The organism is Secundilactobacillus folii (assembly GCF_009720675.1).
GTDB lineage: Bacteria > Bacillota > Bacilli > Lactobacillales > Lactobacillaceae > Secundilactobacillus > Secundilactobacillus folii.
Genome location: NZ_WNJO01000025.1, coordinates 1 through 20,389, shown reverse-complemented (window position 1 = coordinate 20,389; position 20,389 = coordinate 1). Strand labels below are relative to the sequence as shown.

At 45.8% G+C, this 20,389-nt stretch carries 15 protein-coding genes; 2 read left to right on the top strand and 13 right to left on the bottom strand.

Features of this window, described 5'->3' with window-relative positions; genetic code table 11:
- Positions 1-393 precede the first annotated feature (393 nt).
- From lysS to pth, 12 genes are all read right to left on the bottom strand, one after another.
- Positions 394-1,866 (bottom strand): lysine--tRNA ligase, encoded by a 1,473-nt coding sequence (lysS, locus tag GM612_RS11910; RefSeq protein ID WP_155432582.1) that lies wholly within the window; start codon positions 1,864-1,866, stop codon positions 394-396.
- Between the two features lie 113 nt (positions 1,867-1,979).
- Entirely contained in the window at positions 1,980-2,975 is a 996-nt protein-coding gene (gene dusB, locus GM612_RS11905) for a tRNA dihydrouridine synthase DusB (RefSeq protein ID WP_155432580.1), read from the bottom strand.
- A gap of 104 nt (positions 2,976-3,079) precedes the next feature.
- Positions 3,080-3,958 carry an Hsp33 family molecular chaperone HslO gene (gene hslO, locus GM612_RS11900; RefSeq protein WP_155432579.1) on the bottom strand — a complete coding sequence of 293 codons (879 nt, stop codon included), beginning with the start codon at positions 3,956-3,958 and terminating at the stop codon, positions 3,080-3,082.
- A gap of 138 nt (positions 3,959-4,096) precedes the next feature.
- Entirely contained in the window at positions 4,097-6,235 is a 2,139-nt protein-coding gene (ftsH, locus tag GM612_RS11895) for an ATP-dependent zinc metalloprotease FtsH (protein WP_155432578.1), read from the bottom strand.
- A 142-nt stretch (positions 6,236-6,377) separates the two neighbouring features.
- The gene (hpt, locus tag GM612_RS11890; protein WP_155432577.1) at positions 6,378-6,917 is read right to left on the bottom strand and encodes a hypoxanthine phosphoribosyltransferase; all 540 of its coding nucleotides are present in this window, start codon (positions 6,915-6,917) and stop codon (positions 6,378-6,380) included.
- 12 nt (positions 6,918-6,929) lie between these two features.
- A complete protein-coding gene (tilS, locus tag GM612_RS11885; protein WP_155432576.1) occupies positions 6,930-8,291 on the bottom strand; it encodes a tRNA lysidine(34) synthetase TilS in 1,362 nt (453 codons plus the stop codon).
- An 83-nt stretch (positions 8,292-8,374) separates the two neighbouring features.
- Positions 8,375-8,878: a S1 domain-containing RNA-binding protein gene (locus GM612_RS11880; RefSeq protein WP_155432575.1), complete on the bottom strand. Its 504-nt coding sequence runs from the start codon at positions 8,876-8,878 to the stop codon at positions 8,375-8,377.
- 168 nt (positions 8,879-9,046) lie between these two features.
- A complete protein-coding gene (locus tag GM612_RS11875) occupies positions 9,047-9,433 on the bottom strand; it encodes an FtsB family cell division protein (RefSeq protein ID WP_155432574.1) in 387 nt (128 codons plus the stop codon).
- Between the two features lie 166 nt (positions 9,434-9,599).
- Entirely contained in the window at positions 9,600-9,869 is a 270-nt protein-coding gene (locus tag GM612_RS11870) for an RNA-binding S4 domain-containing protein (RefSeq protein WP_155432573.1), read from the bottom strand.
- 15 nt (positions 9,870-9,884) lie between these two features.
- Positions 9,885-11,462 (bottom strand): putative polysaccharide biosynthesis protein, encoded by a 1,578-nt coding sequence (locus GM612_RS11865; protein WP_155432572.1) that lies wholly within the window; start codon positions 11,460-11,462, stop codon positions 9,885-9,887.
- Between the two features lie 7 nt (positions 11,463-11,469).
- Entirely contained in the window at positions 11,470-14,985 is a 3,516-nt protein-coding gene (gene mfd, locus GM612_RS11860) for a transcription-repair coupling factor (RefSeq protein ID WP_425500350.1), read from the bottom strand.
- Positions 14,986-14,998: 13 nt separating this feature from the next.
- Positions 14,999-15,556, bottom strand: a complete 558-nt coding sequence (gene pth, locus GM612_RS11855) for an aminoacyl-tRNA hydrolase (protein WP_155432571.1) — start codon at positions 15,554-15,556, stop codon at positions 14,999-15,001.
- Between the two features lie 563 nt (positions 15,557-16,119).
- On the opposite strand from pth, the gene GM612_RS11850 reads away from it, so the two are divergent.
- Complete coding sequence (locus GM612_RS11850) at positions 16,120-17,070, top strand: L-lactate dehydrogenase (protein ID WP_155432570.1); 951 nt, start codon at positions 16,120-16,122, stop codon at positions 17,068-17,070.
- A gap of 115 nt (positions 17,071-17,185) precedes the next feature.
- Entirely contained in the window at positions 17,186-18,565 is a 1,380-nt protein-coding gene (locus GM612_RS11845) for a L,D-transpeptidase family protein (protein ID WP_155432569.1), read from the top strand.
- 350 nt (positions 18,566-18,915) lie between these two features.
- Here GM612_RS11845 and GM612_RS11840 read toward each other — a convergent pair.
- On the bottom strand, positions 18,916-20,389 hold a 1,474-nt coding region (locus GM612_RS11840), incomplete at its 5' end, for a mucin-binding protein (RefSeq protein WP_155432568.1).

Below are 20,389 nucleotides of genomic sequence, written 5' to 3'. Positions count from 1 at the left end.
ATTTAAAGTAGCTGCCTTACGACAACTTCTAAATCATATCATGTTGACATGTTTTATGTCAACGCTTTTTTATAACTTATTTGAATACTTATTCAAAATAAGCAAGCCGTCAAAAAGTCATCGCTTTGACAACGATAACTACTATACCAGCTATCTAAAATCACGTCAACATAAAATACCCACTTTCTGAAAATTTTCGCTAAAAAATCAGATAACAAAAATTCCATTGCCCATAAAGCACTTAAAAATGACGTCTACAAATTCTTAAACAACGATCTTAACACTATCAAAATTGCAAAAAAAATATCTACCTAGAAAGCTAAAATACTACCGAATACCCCCTGCATTTTAAACAAAAGGCACCAACCCAAAGGTCAGTGCTCAATCAAAAATCTATTCTTCAGGACGCATTGTTGGAAACAGCAAAACGTCACGAATTGATTCGGCATCCGTCAACAACATAACCATCCGATCAATACCGATGCCTAAGCCACCAGTTGGCGGCATACCATATTCAAGAGCTTCAATGAAATCTTCATCAATGCCTTCAGCTTCTTCATTTCCTTGCTCGCGTTCCTTAACCTGAGCTTCGAACCGCTGACGCTGATCAATCGGATCATTTAACTCAGTAAAGGCATTAGCATACTCATTACCCAAAATATAGAGCTCAAAACGGTCCGTAAAGCGAGGATCATCCGGGTTCTTTTTAGCCAACGGCGAGATTTCAACTGGGTGCCCGTACACAAACGTCGGTTGATCCAGTTTAGGCTGAACTAAGTCTTCAAAGAAGGCATTAATAATGTGACCAACTGCCCAGTAGTCTTCATAGTGTACGCCATGCTCGTCTGCTAACTTACGGGCGTCATCAACACTCATTTTGGGCCAGAAATCAACCCCAGTATACTTCTTAACGGCATCAACCATGTGAATACGATCAAAGTCTTTATTCAGATCAATTTCATGACCCTGATAAGTGACTTTACCATCATCAGTAACAGCTGCCGCCGCAGCCTTGAAAATACCTTCAGTTTCGTCCATCACATCGTGAAAATCGAAGTAGGCGACATAGCTCTCCAACATCGTGAACTCAGGATTATGACGGGTGTCCATGCCTTCATTTCGAAAGACACGGCCAATTTCGTAGACCCGTTCCATACCACCAACAATCAGTCGCTTTAAATGCAGCTCCAAAGCAATTCTTAAGTACAAATCAATGTTTAAAGCATTGTGATGAGTGATAAATGGGCGCGCATTAGCACCGCCAGCTTGATTGTGAAGAACCGGCGTTTCAACTTCGGTAAAGTCTAGACCATCTAAATAACTGCGAACAGCAGAAATAATTTTACTCCGCTTCTTGAAACGCTCAAAACTACCACGGTTAGAAATCAAGTCCAAATACCGCTTCCGGTAGATCAATTCCTTATCCTGCAAGCCGTGGTATTTTTCTGGTAACGGTCGTAAAGCCTTAGACAGAAAAGTAAACTTCGTTGCGCGAACGGTCAGCTCGCCCATATCCGTTTTAATAATGTCGCCTTCGATACCAATGTGGTCACCAATATCCGCACGTTTGAAGAAGTGATAAACATCGGAACCGATCATGTCACGTCGAACATAGATTTGAATCCGGCCAGAACGGTCTTGTAAATCTGCAAAACCGACCTTACCCTTTCCTCGTTTGGAGACAATTCGACCTGCAATGATCGCAGTCTTGTGCAAATCATTTAATTCCTCTTTGTCATCGTCGCCGAACTCCTGATGCAATTGTGCCGCCAAGTATGTTCTTTCGAATCGGTGCCCAAAAGGGTCAATTCCGGCTTCGCGCAACTCGTCCATCTTCTCGCGACGCACCCGTAGTTGGTCATTCATTTCCTTATCTTTTCCAGCCACACTAATACCTCCATCTTCTAATAAATAGTCCGCTTTTAATTTTGACAACCCTCAATAAAAAAAGCAAGCTCTTTTGCCTGCTTTTTTAAAAATTATCTGCCATTAACCGTTAAAGCTGCCAACTTCTCCAGGAAACTATCAAAAATATCATTCATTTCCTGTTCAGATTCAGCATTGTTCAAGGCAGCTTTCGTCCGAGCAGAATGAGAAATACCCTTCAAGTAGTAGGCGGCTTGACCACGAAATTCTCGGGGGCCAATGTAGTCACCCTTTAATTCAACCAGCCGATGCAAATGTTCCTTAGCCGTTTGAATCTTTTTTTCCGGAGTTGGTTCGGGCAATAATTCACCCGTGGCCAAATAGTGTTCAGTTTGCCGAAGCATCCATGGATTACCCATTGCTGCTCGACCAATCATAACGGCATCCGCACCAGTATGATCTAACATCTGTTTAGCGTCCTCCGCGGATCTAACATCACCATTTCCCATAAATGGAATCGTGAGTTGGCTGGCAACCTCTTTCAAAATATCCCAGTCTGCATGACCCTGATACATTTGTTTGCGAGTTCGCCCATGCATCGCCAAAGCAGAGGCTCCTGCACGCTCCGCAGCCAGCGCATTATCAACTGCATAAATGTGCTTGTCGTCCCAGCCGGTCCGCATTTTAACCGTAACTGGTTTTTTAACTGCGTCAGTCACGTACGAAACCATCTCATAAACCTTATTTGGATCCAGCAACCACTTCGCACCAGCGTCTGTCTTCACCACTTTATTGACCGGACACCCCATATTGATATCGATAATATCAGCAGCGGTATTTTGATCTACAAACTTAGCTGCTTGAACCAGAGTTTCCTTTGTACCTCCAAAAATTTGGATACTCATTGGATGTTCACTGGCATCAACAAACATCATGTCCAGTGTTTTTTGATTATGGTACATAATGCCACGGTCCGAAATCATTTCGCAGACCACAAGCCCGGCACCGAATTCCTTACAAATCACACGAAAAGCGGAGTTAGTTACTCCTGCCATCGGTGCAACAACGACTTGATTAGCAATCTTAACGTCGCCAATTTGCCATTCCATACGCTCACCTCAGTTAACTTTCGACTTCTATTTCTTCACTAACTTTTTCGCGTTAGCTATCATAGCACAATTTTGACGCATTTACCTAATGTTTCAGGAACTCTTTACATCGTTGCTAAAATATCACGTAGTTCGGCTTCACTAAATTCATATTTATTCTTACAGAAATTGCAAACTGTTTCAGCGTGATGATCCTGCTCAATGATCTCTTCAAGCTGATCCTTAGAAATACTTGCCAGGGCTTTAGCAAATTGAGCCTTCGAACAATTACACTTAAAACTGACTGGCATTCGATCCAAAATTTTAACGTGCTCTTTCCCAAATAACAGGTTCAGCATATCCTCGGGCTTTTGGCCATCCAGTAATAGCTCAGAAACCATTGGCACTTCCTTCAGGCGGCGTTCCAAATGGTTAATCGCCTGGTCCTTAGCTCCGGGCATAACCTGGATCAAAAAACCACCGGCAACCTGAATTGAATTATCGTCATTGACGAAAACCGAAACCCCAACGGCTGATGGAATTTGTTCGGACTGAGCTAAGTAATACGTGAAATCGTCACCAATTTCACCAGAAGCCAATGGTACTTGCCCCGTATACGGCTTATCAAGCCCTAAGTCTTTCGTCACTGACAACGACCCTTGCACGCCGACCGCAGCAGCTACATCGATCTTATGACGGTCATTGAGTGGTAAATTGACGTGTGGGTTCTGCAAATAACCTTTCACAGTGCCATTAGCATTGCCATCAACCACGATACCACCCACGGGTCCGCCACCATTGATCCGCACAGTCAAGGTGTCATCACCCTTTAACACGGATGACGACAACATTAAAGTCGCAACCAGACTGCGACCAAGTGCTGCAGAAGCTGCCGACCAAGTATCATGACGCTGTTGTGCTTCTCGAACTAACTCGGTTGCATCAACGGCATAAGCCCGAAACTGGCCGTCATCAACGACACTTTTGATTAAATAATCTGCCATATTTTTCCTCCGGATCTAAATTTCTGAAATATTATAACACAAGTTACAGGCTGACACAGCAGAACACTGATGCTAGTCTCACCATCAATATTCAACATACAAAAAGACGCAAGCAAAGCCTGCGTCTTTTAGGAACCACTAAATATCATCATCGTCATCCGAATGATCAGATGGGGTCTCGGACTTCGGTTGATCAGAATTGGTATCATCTGATGCACCCGTGTCGTCAGGCTTGAGCTGATCATCTGAATCTTCATGATGCTCATTCTTATTTTGATTCTCTGCGTGTCGTTGTGCTTCGCGCCGTTCAAGTTCTCGCTTGGATTCTTCAAAAGTAGCAGCTTTTTCACTTGGAAATTCACTTTCAGCGTTCTTATCAGGCATCTTGCCCGTATTATAGAGGCTGAGAATCTGCTTTTCATCCAAAGTTTCGTACTTCAATAGTGCTTCAGCAATGATCTTATGCTGTTCACGATGTTCGGAAATAATCTTCCGAGCCGTTTCATGAGCTTCATTAGTCAAGCGGCGAACTTCCTCGTCGATAGCCGCAGCTGTCGCTTGTGAATAAGCTGGACTTTGACCATAAGCCGCACCGGCAAATGGTTGTTGACCAGCGCTTTCAAGTGTGACCGTCCCAACCTTTTTACTCATCCCGTACTGAGTAACCATTGCGCGGGCAATTTGAGTCGCCTGCTCAAAGTCATTCGAAGCACCAGATGATTCGGAATCAAAGATCAATTCCTCGGCCGCACGACCGCCCATCAGACCAGCCATTTGCTCCTTAGCGTCCTTTTTGCTCATCAGCATTTGATCCTCACGTGGTAGCATGATGGCGTAACCGCCAGCCCGACCACGTGGCACGATGGTTACCTTATGAACAACTCGGGCATCGTTTAAGACCAGTCCGACGATCGTATGACCGGCTTCATGGTAGGCCACCGTCTCACGCTCGGTCTTACTAATTACCCGGTTACGTTTAGCTGGACCAGCGATAACTCGGTCTTCAGCTTCATCAATATCAGAAGCATCGATCTGGGTCTTATTCCTTCTGGCAGCTAGCAGCGCACCTTCATTCAGTAGGTTTTCAAGGTCAGCACCCACGAACCCAGGGGTTTGTTTGGCGATCTCTTTCAAATCGACATCATTAGCCAGTGGTTTGTTACGAGAATGGACCTTCAAAATTGCTTCACGACCATTAACATCAGGACGACCAACTAAGATCTTCCGGTCGAAACGACCCGGACGAAGCAAAGCAGGATCCAAAACATCAGAACGGTTAGTAGCGGCCATCACGATAACACCTTCGTTACCGGTAAAACCGTCCATCTCAACCAGCAATTGGTTCAGGGTTTGTTCACGTTCATCGTGACCACCACCCATACCAGCGCCACGTTGCCGACCAACCGCATCAATTTCATCAATGAAGATGATGGAAGGCGCGTTCTTCTTGGCTTGATCAAACAAGTCACGAACCCGGCTAGCACCAACACCGACGAACATTTCAACGAAGTCAGAACCAGAAATGGAGTAGAAAGGTACCCCAGCTTCACCAGCAACCGCTTTAGCTAGTAAGGTTTTACCAGTTCCAGGCGGTCCTTCAAGTAACACACCGGATGGAATCCGCGCGCCCAGTGAGACAAATTTCCTTGGATCTTTCAGGAACTCGACAACTTCGACCAGTTCCTGCTTTTCTTCTTCTTCACCAGCAACATCAGAGAACCGGACTTTGTTCTCCTTGCTATCAGTTGGCTTTGCTTTGGACTTGCCAAAGTTCATGACCTTGCCATTGCCGCCACCTTGGCCGGCTTGACCCATCATCATGTAGAAGAAGAAAATGAACGCGATCAATGGTAAGACGTAGACCAACAGGTTTACCCAAAAACCGCTCGACTGCTCAGGCTTAGTATTCATCTTAATGTTATGTGCCCGTGCATAACGCGTTACTTCGGTCACACTGGAGTTGTTTTCCAACACCGCTGTGGAGAAATTAGTAACTTTAGTACTCGTATTACCACCGAGGGTAAAGCCAGTCTGAGTCTTAGCCTTTTGAGCATTCCGGTAAACCCCAGTAACTTTGTAAACGCCACCAGAAGGTTGAACCGAAAAGCTCTTGACCTTGTTATCTTTTAATTGTTGGATGAACTCACTTGATTGAATCTCTTGGGACTGTGAGTTTGAGTTGCTCCCTTGGAAGAAGTAAATAACGCCCATGACCAACAAGAAGATCACAATGTAGAAAAGACTATTTCGAAAAAGTCCATTTCTTCGATTGTTCATTTAGTGCCTCCTTACTTCGATTCCCATTTGATCAGGACCGAAACTGGGGTTTAATTCCCCCGCTGATAGAAATCATATTATCACATTTGACCTTGTTTGACTATTATTTTATTCGGAAATTTGACCTTTTTTGACCAAAGCTCTATTTCCCATAAACTTTGGGTTTTAGAACACCTACATACGGTAAATTTCGGTAGTATTCATTGTAGTCCAATCCATAACCAACTAGAAATTCATTAGGCACGTTAAAACCGACGTAATCAGCTTTAGCTTCCACAGTTCGGCCTTCAGGCTTATCTAATAACGTACAGACCTTTAGTGATTTAGGTTGCCGCTCACCAAGCCGTTTTTGCAGGTAGGCAAGCGTGCGACCAGTATCCAAGATATCTTCAACCACGACCACGTCGCGACCCGAAATATCTGTATCAACATCGTGAACGAGAGTGATCTCGCCGCTTGAAGCCGTACCACCATGGTAACTAGACACGTCTATAAAATCTATATCCGTTAAAAAATCAAGTTCGCGCATCAGATCTGTCATGAAAAAAATAACGCCCTTCAACACGCCGATGAACAGCGGTTTCTTCCCCACGTAATCCCGCGTGATCTCAGCACCAAGTCGCTGGCAGGCAGCTTTGATGTCATCTTGGCTGTATAAAACACGCTCGATATCGTTATTCATATGATTGCTCCTCTAGTCAGTTTGTTTTAAATCTAGTTCATAATTGGGCTTGGCATAGCCTGACGGTCGTGCACTTCGCTGCACCCCGATCAGCCAAAGAATTTCATCTTGAGCAGTGACAACCACTAGCTGACTCTGCCGCTTCTCCAGACCAATTTTATGGTCGATCAAAAGCCGACGAACTGTTTTATGGCCACCTGAGGCTAATCGAAGGTGGTCATCCATTCGTGCTGAACGGACTCGAAGCGGCAGTTCCTGTGCGTGTAACTGGAGTGCCATGTGTGCCCCGCCCAAAGCGTGAAAATCAGTGACAGGACGCAAACGAATCGCTTGCCCATGAGGCAGCCGAACCCACTGGTTAGATATTACCACAATTTCTGAGCTTGGATTGCCATTTTCAGTAACTTTTAACGCGTCGCTAATTGAAAACGAATCATACGCTTTTTTCAACGCTTTACCATTAGCTAGATTGATTTGGCCAGACGGTTTCCCCCGATTGACCAGCAATTGGCTGCTTTCAACCAAATAAGACTTTCGAACTGGTAAATCAGCCCGTTGCATGATGGCGGTTAAAACCGCCTGCTGCTCAACGGCATTTAACATCCGCCACTGACTGACACTGTATCCTTTACCAGGCAGTTGAATTGCCGCCAGTAGTTCATTGGTTCTATCCTCTGCCAGCTGAAGCACCTGAGTTAGCTGCTCACTATACTGTTGAATATGCAAGAGCAGCTCCGGGTTCTCCCGTTTTAAGGCGGGAATCACGTGGTGACGAAGGCGGTTGCGAAACACCGTGTTACTAGTATTCGTCTCGTCTTCAAACCAACGAATGCGATGCTGGCACGCGTAATCGGTTAACTGTTGCTTACTAAAGTGCAACAGCGGCCTGACTAACTGCCCAGAAGCAAACGATTGACGGCGTAAAATGCCCTGCAGCTGTTCCAGCAAACCACCCCGAACTAACTTCATTAAAATGGTCTCAGCCTGATCATCGGCGTGGTGGGCAGTCATCAGTGTCTGGGCTTGATACTTAATCATCAAGCCTGAGAAAAAGTGGTACCTAAATGCTCTGGCAGCCGCCTCAATGCCGTGGGCTGGATGGTCCGCAGCCGGCCAATGTTTAACTGCCAGAGTCAAATGATAACGGGCACAATAGTTCTCCAGATACGTTTGTTCCTGCTCACTTTGCCGGCGCAATTCATGGTTCACGTGAGCCACGATCAAATGGCAATGATGATTTTTAGCCTGCTGACGCATCAAGTCCAATAAGACCATCGAATCGACACCGGTTGAAACAGCGACGATGATGGTCTGACCAGATTGTGCCCAGGAAGCATCCGCCGCTAGTTTATTAAACTGCCACTTAAGATCCATTTTTCGCCTCGTTATCGTTCCACCATATTAAAGAAGCGCCCGTTGCAAAAACGGACGCTTCAAGTTCCATTGTCATCTAATGACTAGCTGCGACGGCCGCCACGACCACCACGCTTGCCTTCAGTATTACGTTTTAAGGTTGCCAGCCGATCTTCACTTTCCTTAAGAAAGCCGGACATGAGGTCATCAAAACTTTCTTTGTGGTTGGAATTGCCGTGCCCATTATTGTGTGAACGGCCACCGCCATTGTTACTGCGATGATAATCATTGCCGCCACGGTGGTTATTATGATAGTTATTGTCATGGTGCTCACGATTATTGTGATGCTCGCGTTCGGACTGACCTTCTGGTTTATCCTGAGCTTTGCGAATCGACAGCGCAATCTTGCCGTCATCACCAATTGAAAGGACCTTGACCGTGACTTCATCACCAATCTTAAGGACGTCATGAATATCCTTCACGAACCCGTCTGAAACCTCACTAATGTGTACCAGACCAGTTTTATGGTCGCCCAAATCGATGAACGCACCAAAATTTGTAATTCCTGAAACCTTACCAGCAACTTTTGCTCCAACCTCGATTGCCATAAACAAGAATTTCCTCCTTAAATTTGTAAGAACAGTATAGCACATTTTGGGCACGTTCAGCTTGAACTTCGAATCATGGTTTAATCAAATTCTCATATTCTATATAAAAACGAAGCTTAGATTCGGTATACTCCGAAACCAGCTTCATTTTTGTCCCTTATAGGTCGTTTACTTCGCAGTTACGTCTGCAGCTTTATCATTCGGCAAACTGTAGATCGTCTCACCCGACTTAGAGAAGTAATACTTCGAACGGATCAGATTCTCCAAATACCCTTTGTCGTTCAACAGTTTCACGTGTTCGTCCAACTGTTTATGAGTATTCTTGACCTTCGTCAACTTTTGCTGTTGCCGTGCAATTTGAACGTTCGTCCGGTTCATTGCAACCTTGGCCTCAACAATTTGATAGCCCAATACCAGCATCACCAGCAAAAAAGGAAGCGCCATGAGCAGAGCACGCTTCTTGCGCCGCTTAGTCAGGACTGCTTTATTACTGTGCTGTTGCACCTGTCTCGTGTAATGATTATCAAGTTGTGTGATGTTAGACTGCTTAGCCATTTTAACGCCCCCATGCGTTTGTCCTCACAAAGAAGTATAGCAACCATTGCGGGCGTTGTCTATGACCTTTTAGAAAATCCTAACCATGTTTGAAAGCCCTTTAAACGTTGTAAGCATTGAGCTCTCAAGGTTTCTGACGTGTTAAATGCACCGTGCCCAATTTGTTCTACTGGCGATAATCTTTTTCGTAATCTTCACTAATGATTTTGAACATGTTTTCAGCATCCTGCTTCTTTGTCGTTTCCAACAGTTGCAAGACTTGAACGGTCAGGGTCTTATTACCAAACTTGATCACCAAAACATCGTTTGGCGATACATCAGTTGAAGACTTCGCGACCCGGTCATTGATCGTAATTCGACCCTGATCAGCAATTTCTTTGGCAACCGTCCGCCGTTTAATAATTCGTGATACTTTCAAAAATTTGTCTAATCGCATGTTACCCTCCAGATTTCATTTGAACCAGCGCAGCCAGTGATCGGCTTTTGGTAGTACAAGCCACTCTCGCAGCGCTAGTAAATTGAATTTTAACGCTAAATAAATAAACATCACGGCACCCACCGCAATACCAATTATTGCATTGGCTAATGCCATGACCCGCGGTGACAGTCCACCAGTAAACCAGCTGGCCACCAACATAGTGATGCGCACGCCGACCAGCATCAAAAAAGAAACGCTAGTCATTTTTAGCAAAAAGCCGTTAGTGAATGCCGTTAAGTGCTGTTTTCGCAACTGTGCCATGAGAAACGCGGCCATCACCAGCAACGACAGCACGGTCACCCAACTGGCACCCACAGCACCAAAGCTCACGACTGCGTGCTCGTTAAATAGCAGTTTAATCAGCAGACCAAGGCCGAGGCCGGCAATGGTCACGGTAAATTGGTTGAGACTTTGTAAAATACTATTATAAATCATAATCAGTGTCGCAAAAATGATACTGAGCACATAAACGGAAAGCATGCCATTTCCCTGCTGGTTGCCAAATAGTAATTGATTGACTTCCGGCATCAAAGCTACCAGTCCAATTGCTGCGGCTGTGGCGATGGTCAGGCTCATCCGGATCACCGTATTGGCCTGCCTAATAAACTGTTGACGGCGACCCTGATTTAATGCCTGAGTCAACGATGGTAAAAGCGACGATGAAAACGACGTCGCCACCACCAGACCCAGTTGCACCAAGGGTTGTCCCCGGTCATAGACTCCTTTTACTGCCTTGGCCCAGATCGGTAAATACCCGTGGAGCATCAGTCCGCGCATCACGGTAAACGAATCGACCAGTTGCAATAAAACCATCATTGAAGCAAACAAACTGATGGTCCCGCCTTCTATCAAGAGGCGCTTAGCCAGTTGGCGATAGCTTGGACCATTTGGTTCACTCAAGTGTCCCAAAAAGTTAATTCGATCCCTGAACACATAATAAAGCATGACGGCTGACGCAGCAACGGCAGCAATTGCCGCACTGCTCATCGCCCAGGAGCCCATTCGGTAAACATTCCAGTGATGATGCATCGCCCAGTAAGCGACGACCAAAATCACCGTCACTCGAATTGTTTGTTCAGCCAACTGTGACGTTGCGGTTGGCCGCATATCATATTCACCTTGAAAATAACCACGACTGACCGCTAGAAATGGTGAAAACAAAAACATCCAACTAACAGCACGAATGATCGGAGTCAGCCCGGGGTCCCCCATGCCAGCAGCAATTTGCGACGCGAAAAACTGTAAACCGGCAAATAGCAGCAATGAAGCCCCCGCCATAATGACGAAAATTCGGGCCAACAGTGTGTATTTAGCCGTTTCGTCTTCGGTTTCCGCCACCAGTTTTGAGATAAACATCGGTAGGCCGCTTAGGGCAAAAGTCATGCCGATACCATAGATCGGATAGATCTGCTGGTACACGTAAAAGCCGGTATTGCCAACCATATTTTGGAAGGGAACCCGGTAAACCGCGCTTAAAATTTTAGCGATCAGTGACGCTACCGAGAGTAATAACGCGCCCTGCATCACCGTTTTCATCGTTTTCCGTTGCATAATTCACCTATTTTGTGGCTGGCTCAACAATCATTTCACGCAGTGCGCGGACAAATTGCGTGAGCTCGTCCATCCAGTTTTGGGGTGTCATCTTCGGCTGGATCACTAGTGTCACAACCAACCGATCATTGTTCATGCCAACCGTCGCTTTTAACTTCGTGCTCGAAAGTGCTTTGAAAACGTCTTCACCACTAAACTTCTCGGAACCCTTGGCTGAGAAGCTGACCGTAATTCGATCTTTGATTCGGTGGATCTTATCGACTAACGCTTCATCCGCCATGATCTTGACCTGACTGACAGCTAACAGGTTTGTCACTTCCACCGGGTACTCGCCAAACCGGTCGATTAAATCATCTTGAACTTCTGAAATATCATCCGGACTTTCGATCTGTCGAATCCGCTTATACATTTCAATTTTTTGCTGCTGATCAGCAATGTAATTTTCTGGCAGATAAGCTTCCAAGCCAAGTTCCACGGTCGCGTCCGTCTTGGGCTTCGACTGCTTGCCCTGCTTCTTGGAAACGGCATCCGACAACATTTGTGAGTACAAGTCGTACCCAACAGAATCAATAAAGCCGCTCTGCTGCTTGCCCAGTAAATTACCAGCACCACGAATCGATAGGTCACGCATCGCAATCTTGAAACCAGAACCCAATTCGGTAAAGTCTTTAATTGCTTCCAGACGTTTCTCGCTGACCTCAGTCAAGACCTTATTGGGTTGGTACATGAAGTACGAATAGGCAACGCGATTGCTACGACCAATGCGACCTCGAAGCTGGTACAGCTGCGACAAGCCCATGTGATCAGCGTTTTCAACAAACAGCGTGTTGACGTTTGGAATGTCGATCCCAGTTTCGATAATCGTCGTGGTGACCAACACGTCATACTCTCCACGGATGAAATCGTAGAGGATCCCCTCGAGTTGAGCCTCTGTCATCTGCCCATGAATATAGGCGATAGCCGCATCCGGCACTAACGCTTTTAACTGGTTAACGGTTTCTTCAATATCATCGACGCGATTATGCAGGTAAAATACCTGGCCGCCACGCTGCATTTCACGGTGAATGCCATCCTGAATCGCACCGGCGTTTTGTTCCATCACGTAGGTTTGAATCGGGAACCGGTTCGCAGGCGGTGTTTCAATCACCGATAAGTCACGAACGCCCAACATTGACATGTGCAGTGTCCGAGGGATCGGGGTGGCTGTTAGCGTCAAAACATCCACGTTAGATTTTAACTGTTTCAATTTTTCCTTGTGCTTGACCCCAAAGCGCTGTTCTTCATCGACCAATAAGAGTCCGAGGTCTTTAAAATGCACGTCTTTGGACAACAGGCGGTGCGTGCCCACAACAATATCAACACTACCGTCTTCGAGTCCGTGGATAATCTGATGAACCTGCTTAGTAGTTTGGAATCGAGACAGGATCGCCACATTGACCGGATAACCGTCGAACCGGTTAGTCATAGTATCAAAATGCTGCTGAGCCAAAATCGTGGTCGGCACCAAAAAGGCCACCTGCTTACCAGCTTCAATCGCTTTAAATGCCGCTCGTAAGGCCACCTCAGTCTTACCATAGCCAACGTCACCGACTAATAGCCGATCCATTGGCTTGGACTTCTCCATATCATGTTTGATTTCATCAATACTCCGTAACTGGTCCGGCGTTTCTGAGTACGGAAAGGCGTCATCGAACTCGTGTTGATAACTATCATCATGCGGAAAGGCGTAACCTTTCTCAGAATCTCGCTTGGCATAAAGTTCGATCAGGTCATCCGCAATGTCTTCAATCTTAGCCGCCACTTTTTTCTTGGTCTTAGTCCAGTCAGAACCGCCAAGCTTGTTAATGTGTGGTGTTTTATCTTCAGATGACACATATTTTTGAATTAAATTCAACTGGCTGACCGGAATAAACAACTTCGCGTCATTTTGGTAATCGATCGTCATGTAGTCTTGATGCACACCGTCCACTTCAAGGGTTTGCATCCCCTCAAAGCGGCCGATCCCATGGTTGACGTGGACCACGTAGTCGCCAGGCTTCAAGTCGGTGTAACTCTTCAGCCGTTCAGCGTTTTGCATCGTTGCCCGCCGCCGATGATGCTTGGTGACCTGCTTAAACATTTCAGCTTCGGTAATGACGACCAGCTTGGCATCAGGAAGTTCAAATCCTGTTTGACTCTGAGCTGGGACAATTTGAACGACGCCGGGCTGAATATCATCGACCTTAGTCATCACCGCTTTGATGTCAAAGTCATCCAAAGTTTGAGAAACCTTATTTAACCGTTCTTCGTTAGCCATCATCATGACCACCGTCTGCTTACCAGCTTGCCAGCGTTGAATTTCTTGTTTCAGCAATGGCATCTGACCAAAAAATTGCTGCATCGCTCGGGTCTGAATTTCCATCAAGGCGTCAAAGCGCATGTTACCCATTCCCTTTTGAAATAGCGCAAAGAAGACCTCAGCGTGGTGATCGTTTTTGAGGACGTCTTGAAAGTGCAAACCAAACGTCTGGTCACTAAAGATTTGGCGAGCTGCCAGCTTATCCACCGACCAGTTTGCTTCATCCATTTCCAATTGTTTGTTGGTGTCTCTTAACCGGGGATAATCATCCACCAGCAAAAGACCATTTTGACCTAAATAGTCGAGAATGTTAGTCTTACCGAAAAACGTATCGGCAAACAGTCTCAGCTCGGCAGAAACATCCCCCTTGGTTAGTGACTCAATCAGGGGGGTAATACTATTTGCTAACAGATCACCATCGTCATCGGTCAGTTGCTGGCGTTCCTTGGCCAGTTTAGCAGTCAGCTTATCCGCTGCTACTTGCCGCTGCTCAGGAGTCATTAACAGGTCGGTTACTGGATGGATCGTGACCGACTGAATGTTTTCAACACTGCGCTGGGTGCTAGCGTCAAAATACCTCAGAGAATCGATCTCAGTGTCAAACAGATCCACTCGAACTGGGTATTCAGTATCCAGTGGATAAACATCAATAATTGATCCCCGAACAGCAAAATCACCGGGCGCATCCACCAATTTTTGGCGCGTGTACCCCATTCGTAACAGTCGTGAAACCAACTGTTCAAGATCAACGTCGCCACCAGTTTCTAGTGGGATCTGCGCCTCACTAAAAATCTTTGGGTCAGGTAATTGCCGTCGTAGCCCCGACACTGAAGTGACGATCACCGCTGGCTGCTTTTGGGTCAGCGCACTTAAAGCTTGAATTCGCTGGCTTTGGAACTCCGGCGAACTCGTTGCAATTTCAGCCGCTAACAGTTCCTCCACTGGAAATTCGTAAACCTGTTCATCGGCTAACTGACCGCTAAGTTCATCAGTGATCTGGTCAGCGTGATACATCGTGTCAGTCACAAAAATCATTGGTCGTTGCTGGTCTTGAAGCAGCGTTTGAACCAGCAAAGCGCGTGCTGATCCCGCAATCCCCGTCAGCAACTGGCGATGATGACTATCGAAGCCATTAACGAGTTGTTGATACTGCGGCATTTTTATAAGAAAATCTGCCAGTTGCACTTAGCTTCACTCCTTAGTTATAACGATTCATTAAGTCTGGGATATCTTCTCCGGCAACCCAGTCGAACAAGGCGTCTACAGCATGGTCAGCGGCCTGATTAAAGACCGGGCGCTGTTCAGCCGTGAACCGGCCTAAGACGTAGTTCACCACTGTACTTTGCTGCGGATGCTGAATGCCAACTTTGATCCGGTTAAATTCGCTGGTTCCTAGGGCTGCAATAATACTTTTAATGCCATTATGGCCACCTGCTGAGCCTTTGGGACGAATCCTGATCCGGCCAATGGGCAGATCCATATCATCGTGGACAACAATTAAATCTGCTAACTCTAACTTGTAAAAATGCATCAAAGCACCTACAGCTCGTCCGGATTCATTCATGAACGTTGTCGGCTCCACCAGCAGGACTTTTTCTCCGTTAACTTGGCCACTGGCTAACTTGGCCTCCATCTTGCGACTGGTAAAGGTTAAGCCCGCCTTTTGCGCAAACTGTTCCACAACCATAAAACCGGTGTTGTGACGGGTTTGCTTATACTGTGGACCAATATTGCCTAGACCTACGATCATTTTCATTTTAAAATTTCGCTCCGCTTCCATAATTTATATCTATTTAAACATGCAAAATAGCTGAACGATAGCCCATACCGTTCAGCGTTAACAATTCTTACAAACTCTTAAACTTGCTTATCAAAGTATAGCATATGTTCTTCTGAAATGCATGTGAGGCGTTCAGTCGGCGGTTAAATCATTCACGCAATAAGCTGTCAGTTGGAGCGATATTTGAATCCGGTTTCCAACTGGTCACCTGAAGAGGAGTATTTGAGAAAAACTAAGACGTTTGAACCAAAGACTTCCAGGATTCAACAGATGTTAATAAGAGTACCTTGCCAATACAGTTATATTGTTTAGTACACCTTTCATCTGCTATCAAAACGCTTGCAAACTCACAAGTTCAAAAAAAGATTCTTTTATCTAAAAGTCTTATTGTACCAAGCTAAGTCCTGCATGGCAGGCTTTCACAAACTCGCAAATGAAAATCAAAAATTTCGCCAAACAAAACAGTAGAAAGCGCTTACAGTTCCATGCTAAAATAAAATCAGTTCCATGAAACAAACTAAAAGGAAGAGGTGGGTACATTGTCAAAAGGCCATCAAAAAGTTGTACTAGTTGGTGATGGGGCAGTTGGTTCCGCTTATGCATTTGCCTTAATGCAACAAGGTTTAGCTGAGGAGTTAGTCGTTGTCGATGTCATCAAGGAACGAACGATCGGCGACACTTTGGATCTCGAAGACGCCCAAGCATTTACAGCGCCTAAGAGTGTTTACTCCGGCGAGTATAGTGATGCAAAGGATGCTGATTTAGTTGTCATTACTGCCGGTGCACCACAAAAACCCGGTGAAACTCGTCTAGACCTCGTGGATAAGAACTTAAAGATCTTAAGCTCAATCGTTAAACCAATCGTGGATTCTGGTTTCAATGGTATCTTCTTGGTAGCTGCTAACCCGGTCGATATTTTGACATACGCAACTTGGAAATTCTCAGGTTTCCCAAAGAGCCGCGTGATTGGTTCTGGTACTTCGCTGGACACTTCCCGTCTACGCGTTGCTATGGGAAAGAAATTAAATTTGGATCCTCGCAGTATTGACGCCTACGTTCTGGGTGAACATGGCGATACGGAATTTGCCGCTTTTGACGAAGCGACAATTGGTTCCAAGCCGTTACGACAGGTTGCCGAAGAACACGGCATCACATCGTCTGACTTAGACGAACTCGAAGATCAAGTGATGCATAAAGCCTATGAGATCATTAATCGTAAAGGGGCTACATTCTATGGTGTTGCGACTTCGTTAGCGCGCATCACTAAGGCCATTTTCCACGATGAAAATGCAATTTTACCTGTCGGTGCTTCACTGGATGGCGAATATGGTCTGGATGATATCTTCATTGGTACCCCAGGCATTATTAACGCGTCTGGTTTGGCCGGCGTGATCGAAGTCCCATTAAGTGAGCGTGAGCAGGCAAAGATGAAAGCCTCTGCAGACACTTTAAAGAAAGTGACTCAGGATGGTTTAGCTGCACTGAAATAGTCACAAAATAGTATCAATTATCCGTCTAAACGCCCTTAAATTAGGGCGTTTTTAAATTGAGTTTTATGCCATTATGCCGTATCCTTATAGATGACACATGAGGAGGATCTACCTAATGAAACATCGTTCACGTTGGGTCTCCGCTGGAATTATCGTTATCGCGATCCTGGGAATCGGATACGGCTGGCGGACGAACCACTATACTAGCCACTTCTTGAATGGCACCGAAATTGGCGGCGTTCAAGTTGGTGGCCAAACTGCTCAACAGGCAGCTGAAACATTACAAACTAAGTTGGCTAATCAGGAATATCGCGTTTCTGAAAACGGTCAGACTCTGACTACGTTTTCCTCTCGGGAAGCTGGTCTAAAGGTTTATTCGACGTCGCAGTTGAAAACGCTGATGGCTAAGCAAAACGCTTATGCTTGGCCAGTGCATACGATCAGCGCATCAGCGGATGATCAAAAGCTGAGTCCCAGTTCGTTAAATAGCACTGACTTAAATCACTTGGCAGCTCAAGTAGTCGCAAAAGCTGGAAAGAACCGGACAAAAACGCATAATGCTAAAATTGTTTACAGCAACCATGCATTTTCCATCCAAAAACCAGTTTACGGTACTGAAATCAACCAAACATCGGTCAAGAACGCTTTAGAGAATGCTGTTGAGAGTCATCAAACCACCATCAGTTTAAAGAAGGCCTACGTCAAACCGACCGTTTTAGCAAATAGTAAGTCGCTGGTGGCCGCAAAGACTAAGGCTGAGAAACTGGCGAAAAATAAGATCACGTACACAATTACTGATCATAAGGTTAAGGTGCCAAGTGATACGATAGCTAGTTTCCTGACCACCAAGAACGGCCAAATTTCAACCAATAATTCTCGCATTCAAACTTACCTCACCAAACTGAGTTACAAGTATGGCACCATCCATAAAGCGCGCCACTTTAAGACTCATTCAGGGCGGTATGTCAAGGTGCCGGCAGGTCTGTATGGCTGGAGTATTAAAGTCACTGCTGAAACACCAAAATTAGCGAAAACGGTGCTTTCTGGTAAGACCACGACTCGTACCCCAGTCATCCAGGGCAGTGGTTACCATAAGAATGGTGCTGATATTGGCAGCACTTACGTTGAAGTCTCCAAAGCGGCGCAACACATGTGGATCCATAAAAATGGCAAAATTGTCATTTCAACGGATGTGGATACGGGCAAGCCGCCGAAGGGCACTACCCCATCTGGCGTCTGGGTCGTTTGGAGTAAACAGCGAAACGCAACGTTGCGTGGTTACAACGACAATGGCACTAAGTACGCCTCGCCTGTCAGTTATTGGATGCCCGTGGATAATACCGGTGTTGGTATCCACGATTCGCCATGGCAACCACGTTATGGTGGCACATGGTATCTGACGCACGGCTCACACGGCTGCATCAACACACCACCGTCAGTAATGAAGCACGTATTCGCAACGGTACCGCTTGAAACGGCGGTTGTCATTTACTAGAGCGCGCAACAAGGAGTTTAGGGCTGGAGCCTAAGGCGACTTTGGCAGAATTGGTGGCGGGCTTGGCCAGCAATGATGACAAAGTTGACTTAGGTGCAAGTCCTAGCCTGGTGGAGCACGTTTCAATAATTTAAAGCAATCATAAAATGAGTTTCCCTGAATTTAGGGAAACTCATTTTTTAATAGCAGGTGTTAACCGAAAAATAGCAAAAGCCACCAGAATTAATCTCGATCAAGGAAATCCCCGCCTTTTCTTAATGTTTAGATTTTGAGAATACAAAAAGAAGTATCAAAATTACCGTCATAATTTTGATACTTCTCTTTTTAGAATCCTTGACAATTAACCTAAACTACTTATCGTCCTCCTTCTTCCGCCGTTTGCCCAAGAGACCAAACAGGGTCAAGAGACTCATTAGGCCAAGTCCGATTTGTGCAAATACAGTTTGTTTTTCATTCGTTTGTGGTAATTGTGATTGATGACGAGATTGAGTACCGTTTTGAGGACTATTTGCCATAGTGGCAGCCGTCTTCGATGCACTTGAATACTCAGCCGTTGTGCGTGCCGATGACGCGCTCGTTGAACCATTTTCATGCGTCAAGGTCTTGGCTTCATCGTCACCTTTGGAAGTTGTTGTCCGACCTTGGTGATTGTTCGTTTTACCAGTCACCTTAGGATTCGATGAATTCTCATCAGGCTCAGTCGGTGCTGTGATAGTCCCCGTGCCGGTATTTGATCCGGTACCTGAATTAGTGACTTCCGGCGGCAACTTAGTCATGGTAATGATGAAGGTTTGATCCGCGCCATCAATGTGGTCGAACTTAGCCGTGGCAGTCTCGTCGCTCGTCAGATTATAACCTTGATTCAGCAACGTCTGAATTTCCGCGTGGACGCCTTGGCTACGGTCAATTGAACCGTCACTGACGCCAGTTACCTGCACTATTGCTAACTGTTTGCCATCCTGATCCACAAACAGAACCGTACCATGTTGGACATCCGGTTTGTAGGTTACTACAACCGAACCGCCGTTAGTTGGAACATCGGGAACCGTACCAGTTGGCGTGTAACCTTCGACTGATGGAACACTGATTGGATCACCAGGTTGACCAGTTTCTGACACTCCTCCAGGATACCCAGGAACGTTGCTACCATCAGGCGTTTTCGGAACTACCGTGAAGTTAGCATCAGGCAGTTTACTGAAGACAACAGTGAAGTTCTGATCAACGTTATCGTCATGGTCAAAATTATTCGTCGCCGTTGGGTTAGATACCAAGTTGTAGTTCTTGTTCAGAACTGCTTGAATGGCCGCATTAACGTCTGTGCGCGCTAACGTTAAGTCACTGCTACCTTCAATGACCAGGTCAGTCGCTACTGTTTGACCACTTTGGTCCACAAAGTGAATCGTTGCTTTTTGCGGATCAGCTGTGTAAGTCACGACCACGTTAGGATCGTCTGTCGGTACATCAACATCGGTTATCGTTGTCGTGTAACCTGGAATCGGTGTTAAATGAATGGTTTCTCCGGGTAGACCCGTCTTTGACTCGCCATTTTCGTGTCCGGGAACAGGACTGCCATCAGGCAACTTCGGTACGATAGTAAACTGGGCGTTAGCTAACTTAGCAAAGACAACCTCAAAGTCTTGGTTATCGTTATCAACGTTGTTAAATACCGTCCCAGTACCATCCGAAACCAGGTTGTACTGTTGATTGATGATTTGCTGAATCTGGTTTCTAACTGCTGTTCGATCTACCGTACCATTCGTAACACCAGTGACCTCAATATCAGGAGCTAAGGTTTCACCCGCTTCATCAACGAAGTGAACCGTC